This window comes from Paraburkholderia sp. CNPSo 3274, assembly GCF_024206475.1.
Lineage (GTDB): Bacteria > Pseudomonadota > Gammaproteobacteria > Burkholderiales > Burkholderiaceae > Paraburkholderia.
In genome coordinates, this window is sequence record NZ_JAMBPR010000050.1 from 1 (window position 1) to 20,680 (window position 20,680).

The following is a 20,680-nucleotide window of genomic DNA, read 5'->3' on the forward strand; positions in this document are numbered from 1 at the left end:
CAGCAGCGTCACGAGAATCCGGCAGCCCGACGCGCCGATCGGGTGACCGATCGCAATCGCCCCGCCGTTCACGTTGATCTTCGACGTGTCCCAGCCCATCTGCTTGTTCACGGCCAGCGCCTGCGCGGCAAATGCCTCGTTGATCTCCAGGAGATCGAGGTCGTTCACCGACCAGCCCGCGCGCTCCAGTGCACGCCTGGACGCCGGCACCGGACCCATGCCCATCACCTTCGGGTCCACGCCGCCGCTTGCGTACGCCTTGATGCGTGCGAGCGGCTTCAGGCCCAGCGCTTCGGCCTTCTTCGCCGACATCACCACGACCGCTGCCGCGCCGTCGTTGATGCCCGACGCGTTCGCCGCCGTCACCGTGCCTTCCTTGTTGAACGCCGGCTTCAGACCCGCGAGCGATTCCGCCGTCACGCCGTGGCGCACGAATTCGTCGGTCGCGAACTGCAGCGGCTCGCCCTTGCGCTGGGGAATCGCCACCGGCACGATTTCCGCGTCGAAGCGGCCCGCCTTCTGCGCGGCTTCCGCCTTGTTCTGCGACAGTGCCGCAAACGCGTCCTGCTCCTCGCGCGTGATGCCGTATTCCTTCGCGACGTTTTCCGCCGTCACGCCCATGTGGTACTGGTTGTACACGTCCCACAGGCCGTCGACGATCATGCTGTCGATCAGTTTCGCGTCGCCCATGCGGAAACCGTCGCGCGAGCCCGGCAGCACGTGCGGCGCGGCGCTCATGTTCTCCTGGCCGCCGGCCACGACGATGTCCGAATCGCCCGCGATGATCGCGTTCGCGGCCAGCATCACCGCCTTCAGGCCCGAGCCGCACACCTTGTTGATCGTCATGGCGGGAACGGCCCCGGGCAGGCCCGCCTTGATCGCCGCCTGACGCGCCACGTTCTGGCCCGAACCGGCGGTCAGCACCTGACCCATGATCACGTCGCTCACCTGGTCGGGCTTCACGCCCGCGCGCTCGAGCGCGGCCTTGATGATGATCGCGCCCAGGTCGGGCGCCGCCACCTTCGCGAGCGAGCCGCCGAATTTGCCTACCGCCGTACGTGCGGCCGAAACGATCACAATGTCAGTCATTTCCAGATCCTCCGGGCGGCTTGAAGGCGCGCCATGCGCCCCGCCCGTCAAGTTGTTAATCCGAATTCCGCAGCAAGCGTTTCAATCGCTTCAATCGCGCTGCTGCACGTAACGCCCCGGCGCCGGCTCGATCTCGGGGAATTCCGCCGAGCCGGCTTGCGCACGCGGCTTCACCTTCTTGCCGCCATACTGATCGAGCCATTCGGCCCAGGTCGGCCACCAGCTGCCAGGTTTTTCCTCGGCAACCGCTAACCAGTCGTCGGCCTCTTCCGGCAGATGCTTCGCGTCGGCCTCGATGCTCCAGAAACTGCGCTTGTTCTTCGACGCGGGGTTGATCACACCCGCGATATGGCCCGACGCGCCAAGCACGAATTTCAGCGGCCCGGACAGCAACGGCACCGACGCATACGCCGTACGCCAGGGCACGATGTGATCCTCGCGCGAGCCGTAGATGAACGTCGGCACCTCGATGCGCGAAAGATCCACTTCCTCGCCGCATACCGTGAGCGCGCCCGGCTCACGCAGCTTGTTTTCCAGGTACGTATTGCGCAGGTACCACGCGTACATCGGCCCCGGCAGGCTCGTCGAGTCGCTATTCCAGAACAGCAGGTCGAACGGCGCGGGCGTACGGCCCTTCAGATAATTGTCGACGACGTAGTTCCAGACCAGATCGTTGGGCCGCAGGAACGAGAATGTGTTCGCGAACTCGACGCCGCGCATGAGCCCCGGCGTGCCGCCATTCTTGCCGCCGATGGTCTGCTCGCGCATCTGCACGTGGGCTTCATCGACGAACACATCGAGCACGCCCGTGTCGCTGAAATCGAGCATCGCGGTAAGCAGCGTCATCGACGCAGCGGGATGTTCGCCGCGCGCCGCCGCGACGGACAGCGCCGTGGCGAGGAGCGTGCCGCCCACGCAAAAACCGAGCGTGTTGATCTGCTCGCGCTCGCTGATGCTGCGCGTCGTCTCGATGGCCGTGAGCACGCCCTCTTCGATGTAGTCGTCCCAGGAGCGGTCCGCAATCGACGCGTCGCCGTTGTGCCACGAGACGAGGAACACCTGCTGCCCCTGCTCGAGCGCATAAGCGACGAGCGAGTTCTCGGGCTGCAGGTCGAGGATGTAGAACTTGTTGATGCACGGCGGCACGATCAGAAGCGGCCGCTCACGCACGGTGGCCGTGCGCGGCTTGTACTGGATCAACTGGAACAGCGCGTTCTCGAACACGACCGAACCTTCGGTGTTCGCGAGATTGTGGCCCACCACGAAGCGCGATTCGTCGGTTTGCGAGATCTTGCCGCGCGACATGTCACCGAGCAGGTTCATCACACCCTGGCGCAGGCTCTCGCCGTGGGTTTCGAGCAAGGCGCTCTGCGCGTCGGGATTGAGCGCGAGGAAGTTGCTGGGCGAGGCCGCCGCGGTCCACTGCTGCACGGCGAAGCGAATGCGCTCGCGCGTTTTCGCATCGGTATCGATCGCGTCGACGAGTTCATGCAGGTAGCGCGCGTTGAGCAGATACCACGCCGCTGTGAACGCATACGCGGGCGTTGCCTTCCAGGCGTCGGAGCTGAAGCGCCGGTCCTTGAGTTCGGGCGCCTTGGGCGTGGTGTCGGTGGCCTGGCGGAGCAAGTCGAGCGCGTCGCGCGAATAATCCGCTTGCAGATGCTGCAGCCGCGTGGGTTCGATCGATGCCGTAGGAAGCTTGAAACCTTCGAACGGGTTTGCACCACCGAACGGATTGGCTGCACCGAAAGGACTGCCGGCGCCAAACGGATTACCCGCGGCAAAGGGATTACCTGGGGCAAACGGATTGCCTGCTGCAAACGGATTGCCTGCTGCAAAGGGATTGCCCGCAGCGAACGGATTGCCAGGCGCGCCATTGCCCGCGGGCGGCCACCAGTTGGCCGCAAGTCCCGCAAAGGGCGCTTGCTGCGCCGCGCCGCCCGTTTGCTGCGCAGCATTCAGAGCGCTCTTCCAGGCGTTCGTCCACGCGTGGAGATATTGCTGCATGCCGGCTGCGTCGGGAGCGAAAGGCGGATTGCCGCGCGGTGCACCATCAGTTGAAGCGCCCGTGCCCGGGGCAGTCTTGGAACGTTGAGATGCCGTCATGCCTGCTTTTGACCGATGTGTCCCGAAGGACTGGTTGAGAGGCAGGTGGTACGCATACGGACGCCGTTGCGGCGCTCGTCACGACCTGTCCCGTGGGTGAGGGACATTCTTGCTCCCCATTGCAAAGCGTGTCAATGCTTGTGCCCGATTTTGCCGCGCTGCGATATTTTTTTAATTATCGTTTTCCCGATGTAATCAATTGTTTAACTGCCGCGACACATCGTTGTGCGGTCAGGCGCACAAAAATCCGCCGTGACGGCAAGCGCTTGCAGTGCAATGCGGGAATCGGGGATCTAATGCGCAGTGAGTGGCGCACAGCGCGTTGCGGGAATCGCTGCGGCGCAACAAAAATCGTCTGCCTCGCAACGCGCCGCCGCATTGCATCACGGCGGCGGCACGTCGCGGCAACGTCAGGGATGGAGCCAGATCAGCGCGGCCATGCGGCCGGTGACGCGATCGCGCCGGTACGAGTAGAAGCGCTCGCGCAGGGTGACCGTGCACATGTCGCCGCCGCTCACGTGGCGCACGCCGAGCGTATCGAGCCGCAGCCGCGCCAGTGCGGCGAGATTGGCGAGGTATTTGCCGCTCGCCTCGGGGCGTGCCACGAAGGCCGCCGCGGTGGCGGCGCGGTGCGCATCGCGTTGTGCCGCGTCGACATGCTCCACATGGGTCATGAACGCGTCACGCACGTCGGCACCGACCTCGAAGGCGGTGGGCCCGATCATGGGGCCGAGGTACGCATGCAGGTCGGCAGTCGCACAGCCCGCGAGCGCAGCAACGCGTTCGGCCGTGCGCTCGATGACGCCGGCGGCCAGCCCGCGCCAGCCCGCGTGCGCGGCGCCCACTGCGCGACCCTCGCCGTCGCACAGCAAGACGGGCATGCAGTCGGCCACCATGACCGTGCAGGCGATGCCGGGCTCGGCGGTCACGCTCGCATCGGCTTCGAGCGGGGCGCCCGCGCGCGCAGCGACTAGCGCCTGCGCGGCGTCGACCACGACGGGACCGTGGATCTGTTTGAGCCACGCGGCAGGCACGCCCGCATGTGTGAGCAGCCGGTCGCGGTTCGCCTCGACGTGCACGAGATCGTCGCCGGAGCCGCGACCGAGATTCAGGCCACCTGGGAGATCGACGCCCTCACCCCCCTGTGCCGACTGCCAGCGCCCGAATGGCGGCTCGCTCACGCCGCCGCCCCGCGTCGTCACCAGCGCGCGCACGCGCGGCGAAACCTGCCAGTCGGGATGCAGCAAATCGTCGGATGTGAGTTCCGGGCAGGTCGTCATGCGTGCTTGTCCTCGTCTTGCGCATCGTCGTCTTCGTCGTCTTCGTAATCTTCCTCGTCGCTGCCGATCACGTAGCCTTCGTCGGTGTAGGCACTGTCGAACATATCTTCATCGAAGCCGACTTCGTCCTCGTCTTCCTTGCCGCCGAAGCCGAGCGCCTCGATCAGCGCGTCCAGGTCGTCGGGCACTTCGGCGCGCCATTGCATCGCGCGGCCCGTGACCGGGTGAACGAGGCCGAGGCGCCACGCGTGCAGCGCCTGGCGCGCGAAGCCGTCGGGCAGCGCCGCGACCGAACGCTTGCCGCGCGCGTGTCCGTACACCGGATCGCCCAGCAACGGATGGCCGATGTGCGCGCAGTGCACACGAATCTGGTGTGTGCGCCCCGTTTCCAGGTCGCAATGAATGGCGCTTACGGGCTGGTTGTGCCAGAGCGCCTTGTCGATGCGCCGGAAGTGCGTGCGCGCGGGCTTGCCCGAAGCGCCCTTCATCACCGCCATACGCGTACGCTCGCGCGGGTCGCGGCCGATGGGCGCGTCGATGGTGCCTTCGTCGGCCATGCTGCCCCACACGAGCGCGAGATAGCGGCGCTTGACCGTGCGCGCCTGCAACTGGCGCACGAGGTCGGTCTGCGCCTGGAGCGTGCGCGCGACGACCATCAGCCCGGACGTTTCCTTGTCGAGCCGATGGACGATCCCCGCGCGCGGCAGACCCGCCGCCGCTGCGCCGTAGCGATGCAGGAGGCCGTTGAGGAGCGTGCCGCTCCAGTTGCCCGCGGCCGGATGCACGACGAGCCCGGCGGGCTTGTTGATGACGACGATCGCGTCATCCTCGTAGACGATGTCGAGCGGCACCGGCTCGGGCGTGAACGAAAGCTGCTCGGGCAGGAGGTCCGGCACGAGCTCGATGGTCGCGCCTAGCGGCACCGGCTGGCGCACCTTGGCCGGCTTGCCGTCCACGCGCACGCGCTGCTCCTCGATCCAGCCCTGCAAACGGCTGCGTGAAAATTCCGGAAATACTTTCGCGAGCACCTTGTCGAGGCGCTCGCCTGCCAGCTCATCAGGCACCTGAATCGAGCGCGGGGCGGCGCCGGCGTTCTCGCCTGCGAGTTCGTTGTCGCGCGCCTCACTGGAGGCTGCGTCATCGGGCGCATCGCCCAGGCTATAATCGCTGATGCTGTTTTGGGCGCCGGGAGCGCCGGCCCCCGGAATAACTGTACGGGTCATTGAGTCTGGGTCACCTGTGGACCTGAAGCTGGACTGGATAAATGCGAGCCTTGAACACGATTACGAAACTGGCCCAACATGCGGTGGCCCGAAACGCAATGCGCGCGGCGCGAGCACAAATGCTCGGCAAGATTGGCAACGTCGTTCGCCTTGCTGTCTGCGGCACGGCGCTCGCCGTGGTCGCGGCCTGCCACGGCCTGCCGGAAAAGACCGACGAAACGGCAGCGTGGAACAACAACAAATTATATACGGAGGCCCAGGACGCGCTCGCCGGCGGCGACTGGGGCAAGTGCGCGAAATATTTTGAAGCACTCCAGGGCCGCGACCCGTTCGGCCACTTCGCCCAGCAGGCGCAGATCAACGTGGCCTACTGCAACTGGAAGGACAACGAGAACGACGCCGCCGACCAGGCGATCAACCGCTTCATCCAGCTGCACCCGGATCACCCGGACATCGCCTACGCGTACTACCTCAAGGGCATGATCCACTTCAACGACGACCTGGGTCTGTTCGGCCGCTTCTCGGGCCAGGACATGAGCGAGCGCGACCCGAAGTCGCTGCGCGAGTCGTATGACGCGTTCAAGATGGTGGTCGACAAGTATCCGCAGAGCAAGTACGCCCCGGACGCCGCCCAGCGCATGCGCTACATCGTGAACGCGCTCGCTTCGCACGAAGTGCACGCGGCCGACTACTACTATCGTCGCGGCGCCTATGTGGCGGCCATCAACCGCGCGCAGCTCGCGATTCAGGACTACAAGAGCGCGCCGGCAATCGAAGACGCGCTGCACATCATGATCCTGTCGTACCAGAAGCTCGATCAGCCGCAGCTTGCCGAAGACACGCGCCGCGTGCTCGCTGGCACCTTCCCGGACAGCCCGTACATTACCGGTCACGCACGCCCCGGCAAAGAAAACAAGTCCTGGTGGCAGATCTGGTGATCGCCGCGCCTCTAGCTTGAGGCACGCCACAAAGCAAAACGCCACGGTTTTCCGTGGCGTTTTTTTTGGCTTCAGCAGCAACGCAGGCTTCGCGCCTGCGCTGCCGCGGGCTTCCTCAATCGCGCTCGAACAGCGCAATCGATTCCACGTGCGACGTGTGCGGGAACATGTTGACTACGCCCGCGCCCTTGAGCCGGTAGCCGGCCTCATTGACGAGCACACCCGCATCGCGCGCCAGCGTTCCGGGACTGCACGACACGTAGACGATGCGCCTGGGCAGCGGGCCATCGCCGCTGCGCGCGATTTCCGCGAGTGCCTGGGAAACGGCGAACGCGCCTTCGCGCGGCGGGTCGACCAGAAACTTGTCGAAGTGGCCGAGCGCGCGGATGTCGTCGGCGGTGACTTCGAACAGATTGCGGCACGCAAACGACGTGTGGCCCTCCACGCCATTGGCGCGCGCATTTTCCAGCGCGCGGGCCGTCAGCGAATCGCTGCCTTCGATCCCCACCACTTCGCGCGCGACACGCGCGAGCGGCAGCGTGAAGTTGCCGATGCCGCAAAACAGATCGAGCACGCGGTCGCCCGCCTCCGGCGCGAGCAGGCGCAATGCGCGGCCCACCAGCACGCGGTTGATCTGATGATTGACCTGCGTGAAGTCCGTCGGCTTGAACGGCATGCGAATGCCGTATTCGGGCAGCGTGTAGTCCAGTTCCTTGTCGAGCGGATAGAACGGGAACACCGTTTCCGGGCCCTTCGGCTGCAGCCAGAACTGGACGTTGTGCTCGTCCGCGAACGCGCGCAGCAAGTCCTCGTCGGCGGCCGTGAGCGGCTCGAGAATGCGCAGCACGAGCGCCGTCACGCTCGAACCCACGGCGAGTTCGATCTGCGGCATGCGATCGCGAATCGACAGCGCGGCCACCAGATGGCGCAGCGGCACGAGCATTGCCGAGACGTTCGGCGGCAGCACTTCGCAGCTCGTCATGTCGGCCACGTAGCTGCTCTTCTTCTCGTGGAAGCCGACCAGCACACCGCCCTTTTTCGGCACGTTGCGCACCGTGAGGCGCGCACGATAGCGGTAGCCCCACGACGGCCCGTGAATCGGCCGGAACATCGTCTCCGAACGCACCTTCGAGAGGTGCATGAGGCTGTCTTCGAGCACGCGCTGCTTGACGGCGATCTGCGCACGCACGTCGAGGTGCTGCATCGAGCAGCCGCCGCAGGTGCCGAAGAACGCGCACTGCGGCTTCGTGCGGATCGCGCTCTCGCGCAGCACGTCGACCACTTGCGCCTGTTCGAACGTGGGCTTCTTGCGGTAGCTGAGGTAGGTCACGCGCTCGCCCGGCAACGCGCCCTCGACGAAGATCACCTTGCCGGGCTCGCCCGTCTCGGTCACGGTGCGGCCAACGCCGCGGGCCTCCATGTCGAGCGACTCGATCTCGAGAATGGGGGCATGAGCGACCGAGGCTTCGATGGCGGCGCGCTTTTCGGCGCGGCGCTCGCGCTTGGTGCGCTTTTTCGAGGGCGTGGACGGCATGGGCGCGGCCTGAGCAGGCTCGGCTTGAGGGTCGGGGGCAGCTTGAGACACCAGCGGATTCCTGACTGACGATGAGTGAATTGTGGGCGAAGGCGAGATTGTAGTCGAAGTCGACGCCCGCGCTCCGTCGCTGCTGTTTTCGAACTTGTCCGATCGTGCTCTCTACGCCCCGTATCCGCCGCTGCCTTCTCATTTGTCATACAACACTTCAGAAGAAACCAGGCTAGGGTTGAACGTGCGGGAACCGCCGCCGCGCCATGCGAGGAGCGTGCCGATGAAACTGGTGAGCTGGAATGTGCAGTGGGGGCGCGACGCTGCTGGCGTCGTCGATCTCGCGCGCACGGTGCGCGAGGCCCAGCGCCTCGCCGACTTCGACGTGCTATGCCTGCAGGAAATCACGCGCGGTTTTCGGGCGCTGCCGGGGGGGCCTGGCGACGATCAGTTCGCCGAACTGCGCTCGCTCCTGCCCGGGTATACGGTCATCGAAGCAATCGGCGCCGACTTGCCTGCGCCGCGTGACGCGCAAGCCTCCAGTCAAGGCATGGCGCAGATGCCGCGCCGCCAGTTCGGCAACGCGCTCGCCACGCACTTGCCAGTCGCGCAGGTTTTTCGCCACGCCCTGCCGTGGCCCGCCGACTCCACCGCACCCTCGATGCAACGCGTGGCGCTCGAAGCCGTGCTCGACGCGCCGGGCGGCGCGCTGCGCGTGCTGGTCACGCATCTGGAGTTCTATTCGCCGCGCCAGCGGCTCGCGCAAGTGGACGAGTTGCGGCGCCTGCAGCAGGAAGCCGCCGATCACGCGGCGCACCCCGCGCCAGCCGAAAACGATGTTGGCCCGTTCGCCCGCACCGCGCGCCCCGTATCCGCGATCGTCTGCGGCGACTTCAACAGCGCGTGGGGCAGCGAGGCGTACACGCGCATGCTCGAACCGCTCGCGGGCAGCCCCGCCTTCATCGACGCGTGGAGCGCGCTTCATGCGGGCGCGACGCCACCGCCCACCGCCGGCGTCTACGACACGCAGCAATGGTCGGACGGCCCGCTCGCGTGCGACTTCGTCTTTGTCACGGAGGATTTGCGCGCACGCTTGCGAAGCTGCGAAATAGACGGCGCGACGCAGGCTTCGGATCATCAGCCAATCGTGCTCGAGCTGAGCTGAGAGATTTCGCCGTACTTAGCTCGCGAACGCCTTGAGATACTCGCCCCAATGCGGCGCGGTTTCCGCGGCAAGCGACTGCTTCACGAACTCGATCTCATCCGCATATTCGCGCTCTGTGAAACCGCCACGCATCATCTGAAACCGGCAATAGAGCAGATACGTGTTGACCACGTCGGTTTCGCAGTAGTTGCGGATTTCCTCGATGCGGCCTTCCTGAAACGCGGTCCACACCTGGCCGCCGTCCATGCCGAGCTTGCCCGGAAAGCCGCAGAGCTTCGCGAGCGCGTCGAGCGGCGCGTTCGCGCGCGGCTGGTACATCGCGAGAACATCCATCAGGTCGGTGTGTCGCGTGTGGTAGCGGCTAAGGTAGTTGTTCCACTTGAACTCGCGGTCCTCTTCGCCCGTTTCCCAGTAGCGCACCGCGCGAATGCCGTGCACGAGCGCACGATAGTGCAGCACCGGCAAGTCGAAGCCGCCGCCGTTCCACGAAACGAGCTGCGGCGAATACTTCTCGATCGTGCGGTAGAACGAATCGATCAGGCGCGCTTCGCCGTCTTCGGGGGTGCCGAGCGAGCGCACGCGAAAGCCCTGGCCGTCGCGAAACACGCACGAGATCGCGGCGACCCGCTGCAAGTGATGCGGCAGGAAATCGCTGCCGGTTTTCTCGCGGCGCGCGGCGAAGGCGTGCTCGGCCACTTCGGTGTCGGTGAGCGTGGCGGGCAAATCTTCGAGACGGCGAATGCCGTCGACATCGGGAATCGTCTCGATGTCGAATACGAGTACGGGAACTGTCATTCAGATGGACTGCGAGGGTTTAGAGAACGGCGTCCTTGCGCACGCCGTTCGAAGCGAAAAAGCGCTTGAGGCGCACCAGCGCCTCCTGCTGGATCTGCCGCACTCGCTCGCGGGTGAGGCCCATTTCGTCGGCCAGCTCTTCGAGCGTGGCGGGCTCGATATGGTTCAGCCCGAAGCGCCGTTCGATGACGTGGCGATGCTTGTCGGATAACCGACCGAGCCACGCGCGTGTAAGCGTTTCCAGTTCGCGATGCTGCACTTCGGCGTCGGGCGACTGGCTCTGGTCGTCCGAAAGCAGGTCGAGCAGGCTGCTGGCCGGGTCGAGGTCGAGCGGCGCGTCGAGCGAGGCCGTGTGTTCGTTGAGCGCGAGAATGTCGGTGACTTCCTCGGTGGTCTTGCCGGTGAGATACGCGATGTCGTCGATGCTCGCGTCGCGTCGCTCGGAGGCCGAATCGGCGTTGAGCGAATTCTTCTCCAGATGTCGCTTCGCGCGCAGCACCTGGTTGAGCTCGCGGATCACGTGCACCGGCAAACGCACGGTGCGCGCCTGGTTCATGATCGCGCGCTCGATGCTCTGGCGGATCCACCACGTCGCATAAGTCGAGAAACGGAAGCCACGCGTGGGATCGAACTTCTCGATCGCGTGCATGAGGCCGAGGTTGCCCTCCTCGATCAAGTCGAGCAGCGGCACGCCGCGATTGAGGTAACCCTTGGCAATGCTGACGACGAGGCGCAGATTGCGCTCGATCATGACCTGACGCGCTTCGAACTCGCCGGCCTTGGCGAGCCGCGAGTAGCGCTGCTCCTCCTCGACAGTGAGGAGCGGCTTCACGCTGATCCGGTTCAGATAATGCTGGATGGTGTCGGCCGTGAGTTCGGCCTGCAGCATGGCGCGGAAATCGTCGGCGTCGGGCGCGGCCTCGGCGGTTTCGGCGCCCTCGCCCGAGCCGCCTTCGTCGGCCGGGGAATCGCGCTCTTCACGCTCCTCGCGCTCTTCGTAGTCGCGGCCGCCGTCGAGGTCGGGCGACGCGTCGTCGTCGCCCGCCTGCGCGCCGTCCTCCACCGAAACCTGGGCGGCTTGGCTGTCAGACTCGGATTGCTGCAGACGGCGCTTCGATTTCGGCATGGTCGGCTCGCTTTTATTGCGGCGGCAAGTACTTCAGTGGGTCGACGGGCTTACCCTGACGGCGTACTTCGAAATGCAGCATCACCCGGTCCGAGTCGGTATTGCCCATTTCGGCGATCTTCTGACCTTTGGTGACCGCATCCCCTTCTTTTACCATCAAAGTCCGGTTGTGTGCATACGCGGTCAAAAACGTCGCGTCATGCTTGATGATAATGAGATTGCCGTAACCGCGCAGCCCATTTCCGGCATAAACCACGCGTCCATCGCCGGCTGCCTTGACAGGATCGCCCGGCGCACCGCCAATATTGATGCCTTTGTTCTTCGTATCGTCGAAGCCGTTGAGCACCGGACCACGCACCGGCCACGCAAGCGCGATGTTGCCGCCCGGCGCGGCGGCCATGTCGCCGCCGCTTGCACCCGGCTGCGGCGGCACGGCGGCTGTCGGCGCCGCAGCGTTCGCACCCGAACCGTAGATCGGCGGCTGCGCCGGCGACCCCGCTGCCGGAGCGCCCGGCGCGGCACCCACGCCCGGCACCGGCGCGGTCACGACACCCGGCGTGTACGCCGAGGGATTCGCACCCGGCGGCACGACGCGCAACAACTGGTCCACCTCGATCTGGTTCGGGTTGGTGAGATTGTTCCACGTCGCGATGTCGCGATAGTTCTGGCCGTTTTCGAGCGCAATCCTATAGACAGTGTCGCCCGGCTTCACCCGGTAATATCCCGGAGGCGGCGGCCCGAGCGGCACCGGAGGCTGCGCGGCCGCCGTGCCGAGCGGCGCGGTGCGGTCCACCACAGGCGCCTGATCGAGTCGCGTGGCGCATGCGGCCAGAAGACAGAGCGCGGCGACCGCCGCGCCGCGCTGGGCTGCAATCAGCGTGGCTTCGGACAGGTCGACATTCAGGCGGTTTCTTTTGATCGCGCGCAACATACTCATCGGATTCAGATCACTCCAGATTTTAAGGGGACAAAGAAAACGCGATCCAGCCGTGACTCCCGCCACTGCGCCGGCCCCGTACGCTCGACGAGCGTGAGGACCTGCGTCGCTTCGCCGGCGGCACTCTGCGTGCCGGACACCGCTACCGGCGCCACGAGCCGCCCGCCGATGGCGAGTTGCTCGAGCAGCGCCTGCGGCACGTCGAAGCCAGCAGCGGCGATTACGATCGCGTCGAACGGCGCCGCCGACGGCAACCCGAGCCGTCCGTCGCCGTAGTGCAAGCGGATATTCGGGATACGCAGCGGACGAAGATTCGTCTTCGCGCGCTCGTATAACGGCTTGATGCGTTCAATGGAATACACGTCGCGCGCAATCTGGCTCAACACGGCTGCCTGATAGCCGCAGCCGGTGCCGATTTCCAGCACGCGCTCCAGCACGCGGCCCGCGCCAGCGAGCTCGAGCATGCGCGCGACCACGGAAGGCTTCGAGATGGTCTGGTGATGACCGATCGGCAACGCCGCATCTTCGTAGGCCTGGGTAGCAAGACCCGGGTCGATGAACATGTGGCGCGGCACGGCCGCGAGCGCCTGAAGCACGCGTGCATCGGCAATGCCATTCGTACGCAGGCGTTCGACCATGCGTTCGCGTATGCGTTCCGAAGTCAGCGCGTGCGCGCCGTTGAGCGCAACGGTGGGCGCGCCCGTGACGGCTACCGCGGCACGCGGCGCACTCACGCCGCCGGGCATTGCGGCGCGCGGCGCGGCTGCGTTGCCAACAGGATGCGCAGACTTGATCGAACTCGCCGGCTTTGCGCTCACCGCCTTCGCATTGACCGGCTTCGCAGGCGGCGCCTTGAACGGCGAGTTTGCAGTGGACTTCGCAACGGCCGAAGTCCCTACCTTCGCGCCGGGCTTCGCGAGCGCGCCGACCCCCGGTTTCGACGAACTGCTGTTGCCCGCGCCCGCGAGCGACGTGCGTGCATCGCCCGGGCGCGTGTCGCGCCGGCGCGGCTCGCGTACGAGATCCGCGAGCCCGAGCGGAAAACGCTTCGTGCGCTCGCCCGTCATGAAGCGCTGCCGCCCTTGCGCGCCCAGTCGTGCGTCGCGGACAGCATCTGCGTATGGGTGAGATCGAGTTGCAGCGGCGTGATCGACACATGGCCGTTCGATACCGCGTGGAAGTCCGTGCCCTCGCTCGCGTCGCGTGCGCTGCCAGACGGCCCGATCCAGTAGATCGGCTCGCCGCGCGGGTTGGTCTGGCGGATCACGGGCTGCGAAGGATGACGCTTGCCGAGGCGCGTGACGCGCCAATCGCCAAGCTCGTCGTATGGCAGGTTCGGGATGTTGACGTTCAGCAGTGGATGACCCGGCAACGGGTTCGCGAGGTAATGCGCAACGATCTCGGCCGCGACGCGCGCGGCGGAATCGAGATGCACCCAGTCCTTGTCGACGAGCGAAAACGCAATGGCCGGCACGCCGAACATGATGCCTTCGGTTGCCGCGGCCACGGTGCCCGAGTACAGCGTGTCCTCGCCCATGTTCTGGCCGTTGTTGATGCCGGAGACCACGAGGTCGGGCTGCTGGTCGAGCATGCCCGTGAGCGCAATGTGCACCGAGTCGGTGGGCGTGCCGTTCACGTAATAGAAGCCGGTGCTCGCCGACCGCAACACCGACAGCGGGCGCCACAGCGTAAGCGAGTTCGATGCGGCGCTGCAGTTCTGCTCGGGCGCCATGACCGTGACTTCGCCGAGCGGCTTGAGCGCTTCATAGAGCGCCGCAAGACCGGGGGCGAGATAACCGTCGTCGTTGCTGAGTAGTATTCGCATCGAGCGATTGTAACCGAGGAAAGAAGGCACGCGAACGACAGCCCGGCCCTTGCGGAGTGCGTGTTTGGCACTGCGCCGAACGTCGATATCACACGCCGGTCCAGGACGCATTCGCCTCCGCGGTACGTCTCGAAAGACACGTGTCGTCGACGCGGAATAAATCGCACGGTCGTTCACATTGCGGCGGATTGCCGTACACTGTCCCGCTGTAGTGAATGCATGACCAACGCAACTGAAAGCAACCGAATCGGAAAAGACAGGAGACACGATGCGCGCAATCCGCTGCAACCAGTACGGGCCGCCCGACTCGCTCAGGCTCGAAGACTCGCCCGATCTCGTGCCGGGCCCGGGCCAGGTCGTGATCGACGTGAAGGCCGCGGCTGTCAACTTTCCCGATGTGCTCATCATCGAGAACAAGTATCAGATGAAGCCGCCGCTGCCCTTCACGCCCGGCGCCGAACTCGCGGGCGTCGTGCGCGCTGCGGGCGAAGGCGTGAAGCTCGCGCCCGGTACGCGCGTGGTGGCGTATGTGGGCACTGGCGCATTCGCCGAGCAGGTGCTTGCGGACGCATCGGCGTGCGTGGCGCTGCCCGAAGCCGCCGATTTCGCGACGGCCGCCGCCTTCACGCTCGCGTATGGCACGTCGCATCACGCCGTCGTCGATCGCGCCGCGCTGCGCGCAGGCGAAACGATGCTCGTGCTCGGCGCGGCGGGCGGCGTGGGCCTCGCGGCTGTCGAAATCGGCAAGGTGCTCGGCGCGCGCGTGATCGCGGCCGCCTCGAGCGAGGAGAAGCTCGAAGTCTGCCGCCGGTTCGGTGCGGACGCCACCATCAATTACAGCACCGAGGATTTGCGCGAGCGCGTCAAGGCGCTCACCGACGGCAAGGGCCCCGACGTGATCTACGACCCCGTGGGCGGCGAGTATGCGGAACCGGCGTTCCGCAGCATCGGCTGGCGCGGACGCTATCTCGTGGTGGGCTTCGCGAATGGCGAGATTCCCAGGCTGCCGCTCAATCTCGCGCTGCTCAAGGGCGCGAGCCTCGTCGGCGTGTTCTGGGGCGATTTCGCGCGTCGCGAGCCGCAGCACAATGCGGCAGCGTTTGCACAGATGGTGGGCTGGATCGGCGAAGGCAAACTCAAGCCGTACGTCTCGAAGCGCTATAAGCTCGCCGACACAGCGGAGGCGCTCAAGGACATGGCCTCGCGCAAGGTGACCGGCAAGATCGTGATCGAGCCCTGAACGTTTCCTGTCACGCAGGACGACGCAAAACGAAAACGGCTCGCCGGTGAACATCCGGCGAGCCGTTTTGCATGATGCACACCGCCTTAGACTATGTGTTGCTCGCGCAACCGTGCAATGTGGTCCGCGCCGTAGCCCAGCGTCTTCAGGACTTCATCGGTATGTTCGCCCAGCGCGGGGCCAAGCCAGCGCGTATCGCCGGGCGTCACCGAGAGCTTGGGCGTGACCGCGGGCAGCGCGATGTCCACGCCCTCGCCTTCCTTCGCATCCGGCGCTTGCCAGCGGAACTGCTGGATCATCTGGCGCGCCGCGAATTGCGGATCGGCGAACATGTCGGCCACGCTGTAGATGCGGCCCACCGGCACGTCGGCGGCGTTGAGCACGTCGAGCGCTTCGTTGATGGTGCGCGTGGAGAGCCACGCCGCGATGGCGCCGTCGATCTCCGCCGTGCGCGGCACGCGGCCGTCGTTGTGCGCGAGTTGCGGATCGTTCGCGAGGTCCGCGCGGTCGATGGCCGTCATCAGCCGCTTGAAGATCGGATCGCTGTTGCCGCCGATCACGATGCTGCCGTCCCGGCACGGATACGTATTCGACGGCACGATGCCGGGCAGCGACGCGCCGGTGCGCTCGCGCACCATGCCGTACACGCCGTACTCGGGCACCACGCTCTCCATCATGTTGAACACGGCCTCATAGAGTGCGACATCGACAATCTGGCCGCTGCCGCCGTTCATGTTGCGATGATGGAGCGCCATCATCGCGCCGATCACGCCGTGCAGCGCGGCAATCGAGTCGCCGATCGAAATGCCGATGCGCGGCGGCGGCAGATCGGGATAGCCGGTAATGTGGCGCAGGCCGCCCATCGATTCTGCGATCGCGCCGAAGCCCGGACGGTCGCGATACGGGCCGGTCTGGCCGTAGCCCGAGAGCCGCACCATCACGAGGCCGGGATTCTCCTTCGAGAGCACATCGTAGCCGAGCCCGAGTTTTTCGAGCAGACCTGGCCGAAAGTTCTCGATGACGATATCGGCTTCCTTCGCGAGCCGCCGCACGATCTCCTTGCCCTCTTCGGCTTTGAGATTCACCGTGACGGACTTCTTGTTGCGCGCCTGCACGGCCCACCAGAGCGAAGTGCCGCCCGCCTCCGGGTAGAGCTTGCGCCATTTGCGCAGCGGATCGCCGCCCTTGGGGTCTTCGATCTTGATGACCTCGGCGCCGAACTCGCCGAGAAAGCGGGCGGCGAACGGGCCCGCGATCAGCGTGCCGAGTTCGAGGACTTTGACGCCCGCAAGCGGGCCCGCGCCTTTCGCTGCGGATGCGTTCGATTGGGAATCGGGGGAAGCGGCAGCTGCGCTCATGGTGTCTCCTTTCGTTCTGTTCGGCGTGCGGCGCCATATCGACTACGCCGCGATCGAAGCATGGCGAGACGCTACATCGAGCGCCGGTCGAGCATGGCCCGCGCGATGGTACCCGCGTCGACATATTCGAGCTCGCCACCCACTGGCACCCCGCGTGCGAGGCGCGTGACGGCGAGTCCGCGCGCCTTGAGCGTCTGGCCGAGATAATGGGCCGTCGCCTCGCCCTCGTTCGTGAAATTGGTTGCGAGCACCACTTCCTTGACGACGCCGTCCGACGCGCGCTTCACGAGCCGGTCGAAATGGATCTCTTTCGGACCGATGCCGTCGAGCGGACTCAGATGCCCCATCAGCACGAAATACAACCCGCGGTACGTCATGGTCTGTTCGAGCATGATCTGGTCGGCCGGCGTTTCGACGACGCACAGCAGCGTAGGGTCACGCTCCTCGTCCAGGCAAGTTTCGCAGACCTGAGCTTCGGTGAAGGTATTGCACTTCTCGCAGTGCTTCAGATTCCCGGTCGCGAACAGGAGCGCGTTGCCGAGCTTTTCGGCGCCGTCACGGTCGTGCTGCATCAGGTGATAAGCCATGCGTTGCGCCGACTTCGGCCCGACACCGGGCAACACGCGCAGCGCCTCGACGAGAGCGGCGAGAGCGGAAGGTTGTTTCATGCGGATTCAGCGCGAGATGCGCGACGGAGTTTGAAGCGGAATCGACTTCGGGGTGCTTCCTGCTGCTACCTGCTGCTTTTGACACCATGACGCCTGCGCAGCCGTGCCGGCTGCGGCAAGGCACGCGGGACGCGCGGGCACCGGCCTGCCCGAAGCAGACGCGGCGCTCGCAACGTTCCTTAGAACGGCATCTTGAAGCCCGGCGGCAGCGGCAGGCCGGCGGTCATGCCGCCCATCTTTTCCTGCGAGGTGGCTTCGGCCTTGCGCACCGCGTCGTTGAACGCCGCAGCCACGAGGTCTTCGAGCATGTCCTTGTCGTCAGCGAGCAGGCTCGGATCGATCGACACGCGGCGCACGTCGTTGCGGCAGGTCATCGTGACCTTGACGAGACCGGCGCCAGCCTGACCCTCGACTTCGATCTGGGCAAGCTGCTCCTGCATCTTCTTCATGTTTTCCTGCATCTGCTGGGCTTGCTTCATGAGCCCTGCGAGTTGGCCTTTCAACATAGTCACTGCTCCTTCTGGATCGTAGTCGTTCGAATCAATGCGCTCAAAAGCGCGCGACGCTTCCCGCGCCGCGCGGCGCAAATCAGTGGGCGGCCTGAGTGCCGCCCGATGCGGCTTCCGGCGCGACCGGCCGGATCGAGCCCGGCACGATGCTCGCGCCGAAGTCGCGAATCAGTTGCTGCACGAAGGGGTCGGCGCCAATCTCGCGCTCGGCTTCGCGTTGACGCTGGGCGCGCTCGGCGGCGTCGAGCGCGGCCGCCGTGCGGCGCGCGGGGCCGACTTCTACGCTCACTTCAACGGTTTTGCCAAGACGCTCGGCAAGCGCCGCCTTGAGTTTCGCGACCTGCGAGGCTTCTGCGTACTGCGGCACCGGCACGCTCAATTTGAGCAGTGTGCCTTCGAGCGCCGTCAGTTCGCTGTTGAACGCGAGCTGGTAGGAGATGCCCTTGAGCGAAAGCGTGGCGGCGAGCGCGGGCCAGTCTCCCGTGAAACCGATCGGACCGAGCGGAATGCCCGACGGCAGCTTGCCCACGTCGACCACGGCCGGCGACGGCGTCGGCAACGAAGCGGCGCCGCGCGGCGCGGACGGCTCGCTGTCGTAGGCAGGCACGAAGCCGTCGTCGGGCGGCGCAAAGTACGCGTCATCGGCGCCGAGCGGCACGTAGTCGTCGGGCGGGATCTCGTCCCACGGCGGCGCGCCCGAGGCGTCTTGCTGCGCGTTTGCGTTACGCGCCGGCTGGCGCGCCTGCGCTTCCTGCGCGGTGGCGGCGCGGCGAGCCGGATCGGGCGTCGGCACCTTCACTTCCATGCGCGGCGCGGCCTTCGGCGCGGGCGCCGGGGCGGCCGCGCCGGCAGCGGGACCGCGGCCCGTGGCAACGCGCATACCCTTGCTGCGCAGCACGTCGAGCGCAGCACCTGGACCACCACGAGCGGACGCCGTAGCGGCAGGTTCCGCACGCGATTCGAATTGCGGCCCGGGTGCGGCGGCCGCGCTTTGAACGGGTTGCGTCTCTTCTGCCGGCGCGGGAGCGGCTGCAGCCGGCTCGACCGCAGCGGCAGGCGCAGCTTGCGGCGCTGTGCCCAGGTTCGGCGCGGACTCGCCCTCGTCTTCCCAGGGAGGTACGACGCGCGCTTCGGTTACGGGCCTCGCGAGTGGCGCAGGCGCGCTCGCTTGCGGCTCGACAACGGGCGTCTTCGCCGGTGCGGCTTCTATCGACTGCGGCACCGGCGCTTCCGGCTTCGGCGCGACCGGCTGCGCAACGGCAGGCGCCGCACTGCGCGCCAACGCCGCTACCGGAGCCGCCGCACGCGCGCCCGTGGCCGCCGCAGCGGGCTTCGACGCCGGCGCGCTACCCACACTGCCCGCGCTCACGGAAGGCTCGAACGCGAGCATGCGCAGGAGCGTCATCGTGAAGCCAGCGTATTCGTCGGGCGCAAGGCCGAGTTCGCTGCGGCCAAGGGTCGCGATCTGATAGAAAAGCTGGACCTGCTCGGGGCTCAGCGCTTCTGCGAAACGGCGAATGTCGTCGGCTTCCGGCCACTCGTCGAGCACCGAGGAAGGCGCGAACTGCGCCCAGCCAATGCGATGAAACAGACTCGCGAGGTCCTGCAGCGCGGTGGAGAACGACAGGCTGCGCAGCGCCATTTCGTCGGCGATGGCAAGCACGTTCGCACCGTCGCCGGCCACGAGCGCGTCGATCAGGCGGATCAGATAGCTTTGATCGAGCGCGCCGAGCATGCCGCGCACCGCTTCTTCGGTGACCTGGTTAGCCGAATAAGCGATGGCCTGGTCGGTGAGCGAAAGCGCGTCGCGCATCGAGCCGTCGGCGGCGCGCGCGAGCAGGCGCAGCGCCTGCGGCTCGAACTCGACCTTCTCCTCACCAAGAATGTGCGTGAGATGCTCCACGATGTTGCCCGCCGGCATCTGCTTCAAATTGAACTGGAGGCAGCGCGAGAGCACCGTGACCGGAATCTTCTGCGGGTCCGTCGTCGCAAGGATGAACTTCACATGCGGCGGCGGCTCTTCCAGCGTCTTCAGCATCGCGTTGAAGGCGTGGTTCGTGAGCATGTGCACTTCGTCGATCATATAGACCTTGAAGCGCGCATCGACCGGCGCGTAGACCGCACGCTCGAGCAGCGCGGCCATTTCGTCCACGCCGCGATTGCTCGCCGCATCCATCTCGACGTAATCGACGAAGCGCCCTTCGTCGATTTCCCGGCACGCGCGGCACACGCCGCAGGGCTTCGACGTCACGCCGGTCTCACAGTTGAGCGCCTTGGCGAAGATACGCGACAGCGTCGTCTTGCCCACGCCGCGCGTGCCTGTGAAGAGGTACGCATGATGCAGGCGGCCGCCGTCGAGTGCATGCGTGAGCGCGCGCACCACGTGCTCCTGTCCGACGAGCGAAGCGAAATCCTTCGGTCGCCACTTGCGTGCGAGAACTTGATAGGTCATCTGGAAATTGTATCAGCAACGCCCGCGCGTCCAGATGAATCGAAAGGCGGCCAATGCTCGGTTCGCAGCCGCCGCGCGACGGTGCCAGCAAGCGATTACGGGCGACGAAAACAGCGGCGATGCAGGCGTGACAAACAGGACGTACGAAGAACCGCGTCGCGCAGCCAATCGCGCGGCGTCAATCTCGTATCTGGGAAGAAAAGCGGAAGAAAAAAGAGGAAGGTGACGAGCCTGACCCTCGGCACTGGCGGAAAACGGCTGTGGCTGCTTCGTTCCCGACCTGACCAGGTTGACCGCCCCTCCATGCGAGGAGGCCCGTCACGGGGCATTCTAACATCGGTCGCGCGGCAATGCGACTGCTGCGGTGCGAAAAAACGCGCCGAGCCGCTCAGGACATCGTCGCGCGCCATGGAAAGACACCCTCTTGCAACGGCGCGCGTCGCC

Annotated in this window: 17 protein-coding genes and 1 other RNA gene; 3 read left to right on the forward strand and 15 right to left on the reverse strand. The window is 66.0% G+C overall.

The annotated features are described in order from the left end of the window. The 4 genes from M3I54_RS28895 to M3I54_RS28910 all read right to left on the reverse strand — a co-directional run. A partial coding sequence (locus M3I54_RS28895; RefSeq protein ID WP_254342083.1) for an acetyl-CoA C-acetyltransferase occupies positions 1-1,089 on the reverse strand: 1,089 nt, incomplete at its 3' end. 90 nt (positions 1,090-1,179) lie between these two features. Continuing rightward, positions 1,180-3,195 carry a class I poly(R)-hydroxyalkanoic acid synthase gene (gene phaC / locus M3I54_RS28900; protein ID WP_375542228.1) on the reverse strand — a complete coding sequence of 672 codons (2,016 nt, stop codon included), beginning with the start codon at positions 3,193-3,195 and terminating at the stop codon, positions 1,180-1,182. A gap of 410 nt (positions 3,196-3,605) precedes the next feature. Next, positions 3,606-4,475 (reverse strand): peptidoglycan editing factor PgeF, encoded by an 870-nt coding sequence (gene pgeF / locus M3I54_RS28905; RefSeq protein ID WP_254342085.1) that lies wholly within the window; start codon positions 4,473-4,475, stop codon positions 3,606-3,608. Continuing rightward, complete coding sequence (locus tag M3I54_RS28910; RefSeq protein ID WP_254342086.1) at positions 4,472-5,698, reverse strand: RluA family pseudouridine synthase; 1,227 nt, start codon at positions 5,696-5,698, stop codon at positions 4,472-4,474. The genes pgeF and M3I54_RS28910 overlap by 4 nt, the downstream gene beginning before the upstream one ends. Positions 5,699-5,739: 41 nt before the next feature. Here M3I54_RS28910 and M3I54_RS28915 point away from each other — a divergent pair, with 41 nt between their 5' ends. Next, the gene (locus M3I54_RS28915; RefSeq protein ID WP_254342087.1) at positions 5,740-6,636 is read left to right on the forward strand and encodes an outer membrane protein assembly factor BamD; all 897 of its coding nucleotides are present in this window, start codon (positions 5,740-5,742) and stop codon (positions 6,634-6,636) included. 115 nt (positions 6,637-6,751) lie between these two features. Here M3I54_RS28915 and rlmD read toward each other — a convergent pair whose 3' ends face one another. After that, complete coding sequence (gene rlmD / locus M3I54_RS28920; protein ID WP_254342129.1) at positions 6,752-8,056, reverse strand: 23S rRNA (uracil(1939)-C(5))-methyltransferase RlmD; 1,305 nt, start codon at positions 8,054-8,056, stop codon at positions 6,752-6,754. Positions 8,057-8,444: 388 nt separating this feature from the next. Here rlmD and M3I54_RS28925 point away from each other — a divergent pair, with 388 nt between their 5' ends. Beyond that, complete coding sequence (locus M3I54_RS28925; protein WP_254342088.1) at positions 8,445-9,326, forward strand: endonuclease/exonuclease/phosphatase family protein; 882 nt, start codon at positions 8,445-8,447, stop codon at positions 9,324-9,326. A gap of 15 nt (positions 9,327-9,341) precedes the next feature. Here M3I54_RS28925 and M3I54_RS28930 read toward each other — a convergent pair whose 3' ends face one another. From M3I54_RS28930 to surE, 5 genes are read right to left on the reverse strand one after another with little or no spacing between them, the layout of a single operon-like run. Continuing rightward, positions 9,342-10,121, reverse strand: coding sequence for a 3'-5' exonuclease (locus tag M3I54_RS28930; RefSeq protein WP_254342089.1), 780 nt, complete (start codon positions 10,119-10,121; stop codon positions 9,342-9,344). A 19-nt stretch (positions 10,122-10,140) separates the two neighbouring features. After that, positions 10,141-11,247: an RNA polymerase sigma factor RpoS gene (gene rpoS, locus M3I54_RS28935; RefSeq protein ID WP_254342090.1), complete on the reverse strand. Its 1,107-nt coding sequence runs from the start codon at positions 11,245-11,247 to the stop codon at positions 10,141-10,143. Positions 11,248-11,260: 13 nt separating this feature from the next. Next, positions 11,261-12,184 (reverse strand): peptidoglycan DD-metalloendopeptidase family protein, encoded by a 924-nt coding sequence (locus tag M3I54_RS28940; RefSeq protein ID WP_254342091.1) that lies wholly within the window; start codon positions 12,182-12,184, stop codon positions 11,261-11,263. 5 nt (positions 12,185-12,189) lie between these two features. Beyond that, positions 12,190-13,251, reverse strand: coding sequence for a protein-L-isoaspartate(D-aspartate) O-methyltransferase (locus tag M3I54_RS28945; protein ID WP_254342092.1), 1,062 nt, complete (start codon positions 13,249-13,251; stop codon positions 12,190-12,192). Next, entirely contained in the window at positions 13,248-14,009 is a 762-nt protein-coding gene (surE, locus tag M3I54_RS28950) for a 5'/3'-nucleotidase SurE (protein WP_254342093.1), read from the reverse strand. The genes M3I54_RS28945 and surE overlap by 4 nt, the downstream gene beginning before the upstream one ends. A 268-nt stretch (positions 14,010-14,277) precedes the next feature. Between surE and M3I54_RS28955 the strand changes: the two genes are divergently transcribed. After that, complete coding sequence (locus M3I54_RS28955; RefSeq protein ID WP_254342094.1) at positions 14,278-15,249, forward strand: NADPH:quinone oxidoreductase family protein; 972 nt, start codon at positions 14,278-14,280, stop codon at positions 15,247-15,249. 86 nt (positions 15,250-15,335) lie between these two features. Here M3I54_RS28955 and M3I54_RS28960 read toward each other — a convergent pair whose 3' ends face one another. From M3I54_RS28960 to ffs, 5 genes are all read right to left on the reverse strand, one after another. Further along, positions 15,336-16,607 (reverse strand): CaiB/BaiF CoA-transferase family protein, encoded by a 1,272-nt coding sequence (locus tag M3I54_RS28960; protein WP_254342095.1) that lies wholly within the window; start codon positions 16,605-16,607, stop codon positions 15,336-15,338. A 71-nt stretch (positions 16,608-16,678) separates the two neighbouring features. Next, complete coding sequence (gene recR, locus M3I54_RS28965) at positions 16,679-17,275, reverse strand: recombination mediator RecR (RefSeq protein ID WP_028204939.1); 597 nt, start codon at positions 17,273-17,275, stop codon at positions 16,679-16,681. A gap of 179 nt (positions 17,276-17,454) precedes the next feature. Continuing rightward, the gene (locus tag M3I54_RS28970) at positions 17,455-17,781 is read right to left on the reverse strand and encodes a YbaB/EbfC family nucleoid-associated protein (protein WP_028204938.1); all 327 of its coding nucleotides are present in this window, start codon (positions 17,779-17,781) and stop codon (positions 17,455-17,457) included. Between the two features lie 82 nt (positions 17,782-17,863). Beyond that, entirely contained in the window at positions 17,864-20,236 is a 2,373-nt protein-coding gene (gene dnaX, locus M3I54_RS28975) for a DNA polymerase III subunit gamma/tau (protein WP_254342096.1), read from the reverse strand. A 221-nt stretch (positions 20,237-20,457) separates the two neighbouring features. After that, an RNA gene (gene ffs / locus M3I54_RS28980) (signal recognition particle sRNA small type) lies at positions 20,458-20,556 on the reverse strand. Between the last annotated feature and the right edge of the window lie 124 nt (positions 20,557-20,680).

What these genes read in the sequence shown, in the direction of transcription:
- phaC (WP_375542228.1), bottom strand. Translation starts at nt 3,195, where the DNA reads ATGACGGCATCTCAACGTTCCAAGACTGCCCCGGGCACGGGCGCTTCA.
- M3I54_RS28960 (WP_254342095.1), bottom strand. Translation starts at nt 16,607, where the DNA reads ATGAGCGCAGCTGCCGCTTCCCCCGATTCCCAATCGAACGCATCCGCA.
- dnaX (WP_254342096.1), bottom strand. Translation starts at nt 20,236, where the DNA reads ATGACCTATCAAGTTCTCGCACGCAAGTGGCGACCGAAGGATTTCGCT.
- M3I54_RS28945 (WP_254342092.1), bottom strand. Translation starts at nt 13,251, where the DNA reads ATGACGGGCGAGCGCACGAAGCGTTTTCCGCTCGGGCTCGCGGATCTC.
- rpoS (WP_254342090.1), bottom strand. Translation starts at nt 11,247, where the DNA reads ATGCCGAAATCGAAGCGCCGTCTGCAGCAATCCGAGTCTGACAGCCAA.
- recR (WP_028204939.1), bottom strand. Translation starts at nt 17,275, where the DNA reads ATGAAACAACCTTCCGCTCTCGCCGCTCTCGTCGAGGCGCTGCGCGTG.
- surE (WP_254342093.1), bottom strand. Translation starts at nt 14,009, where the DNA reads ATGCGAATACTACTCAGCAACGACGACGGTTATCTCGCCCCCGGTCTT.
- pgeF (WP_254342085.1), bottom strand. Translation starts at nt 4,475, where the DNA reads ATGACGACCTGCCCGGAACTCACATCCGACGATTTGCTGCATCCCGAC.
- M3I54_RS28955 (WP_254342094.1), top strand. Translation starts at nt 14,278, where the DNA reads ATGCGCGCAATCCGCTGCAACCAGTACGGGCCGCCCGACTCGCTCAGG.
- M3I54_RS28940 (WP_254342091.1), bottom strand. Translation starts at nt 12,184, where the DNA reads ATGAGTATGTTGCGCGCGATCAAAAGAAACCGCCTGAATGTCGACCTG.
- M3I54_RS28925 (WP_254342088.1), top strand. Translation starts at nt 8,445, where the DNA reads ATGAAACTGGTGAGCTGGAATGTGCAGTGGGGGCGCGACGCTGCTGGC.
- M3I54_RS28930 (WP_254342089.1), bottom strand. Translation starts at nt 10,121, where the DNA reads ATGACAGTTCCCGTACTCGTATTCGACATCGAGACGATTCCCGATGTC.
- rlmD (WP_254342129.1), bottom strand. Translation starts at nt 8,056, where the DNA reads ATGGAGGCCCGCGGCGTTGGCCGCACCGTGACCGAGACGGGCGAGCCC.
- M3I54_RS28970 (WP_028204938.1), bottom strand. Translation starts at nt 17,781, where the DNA reads ATGTTGAAAGGCCAACTCGCAGGGCTCATGAAGCAAGCCCAGCAGATG.
- M3I54_RS28915 (WP_254342087.1), top strand. Translation starts at nt 5,740, where the DNA reads ATGCGAGCCTTGAACACGATTACGAAACTGGCCCAACATGCGGTGGCC.
- M3I54_RS28910 (WP_254342086.1), bottom strand. Translation starts at nt 5,698, where the DNA reads ATGACCCGTACAGTTATTCCGGGGGCCGGCGCTCCCGGCGCCCAAAAC.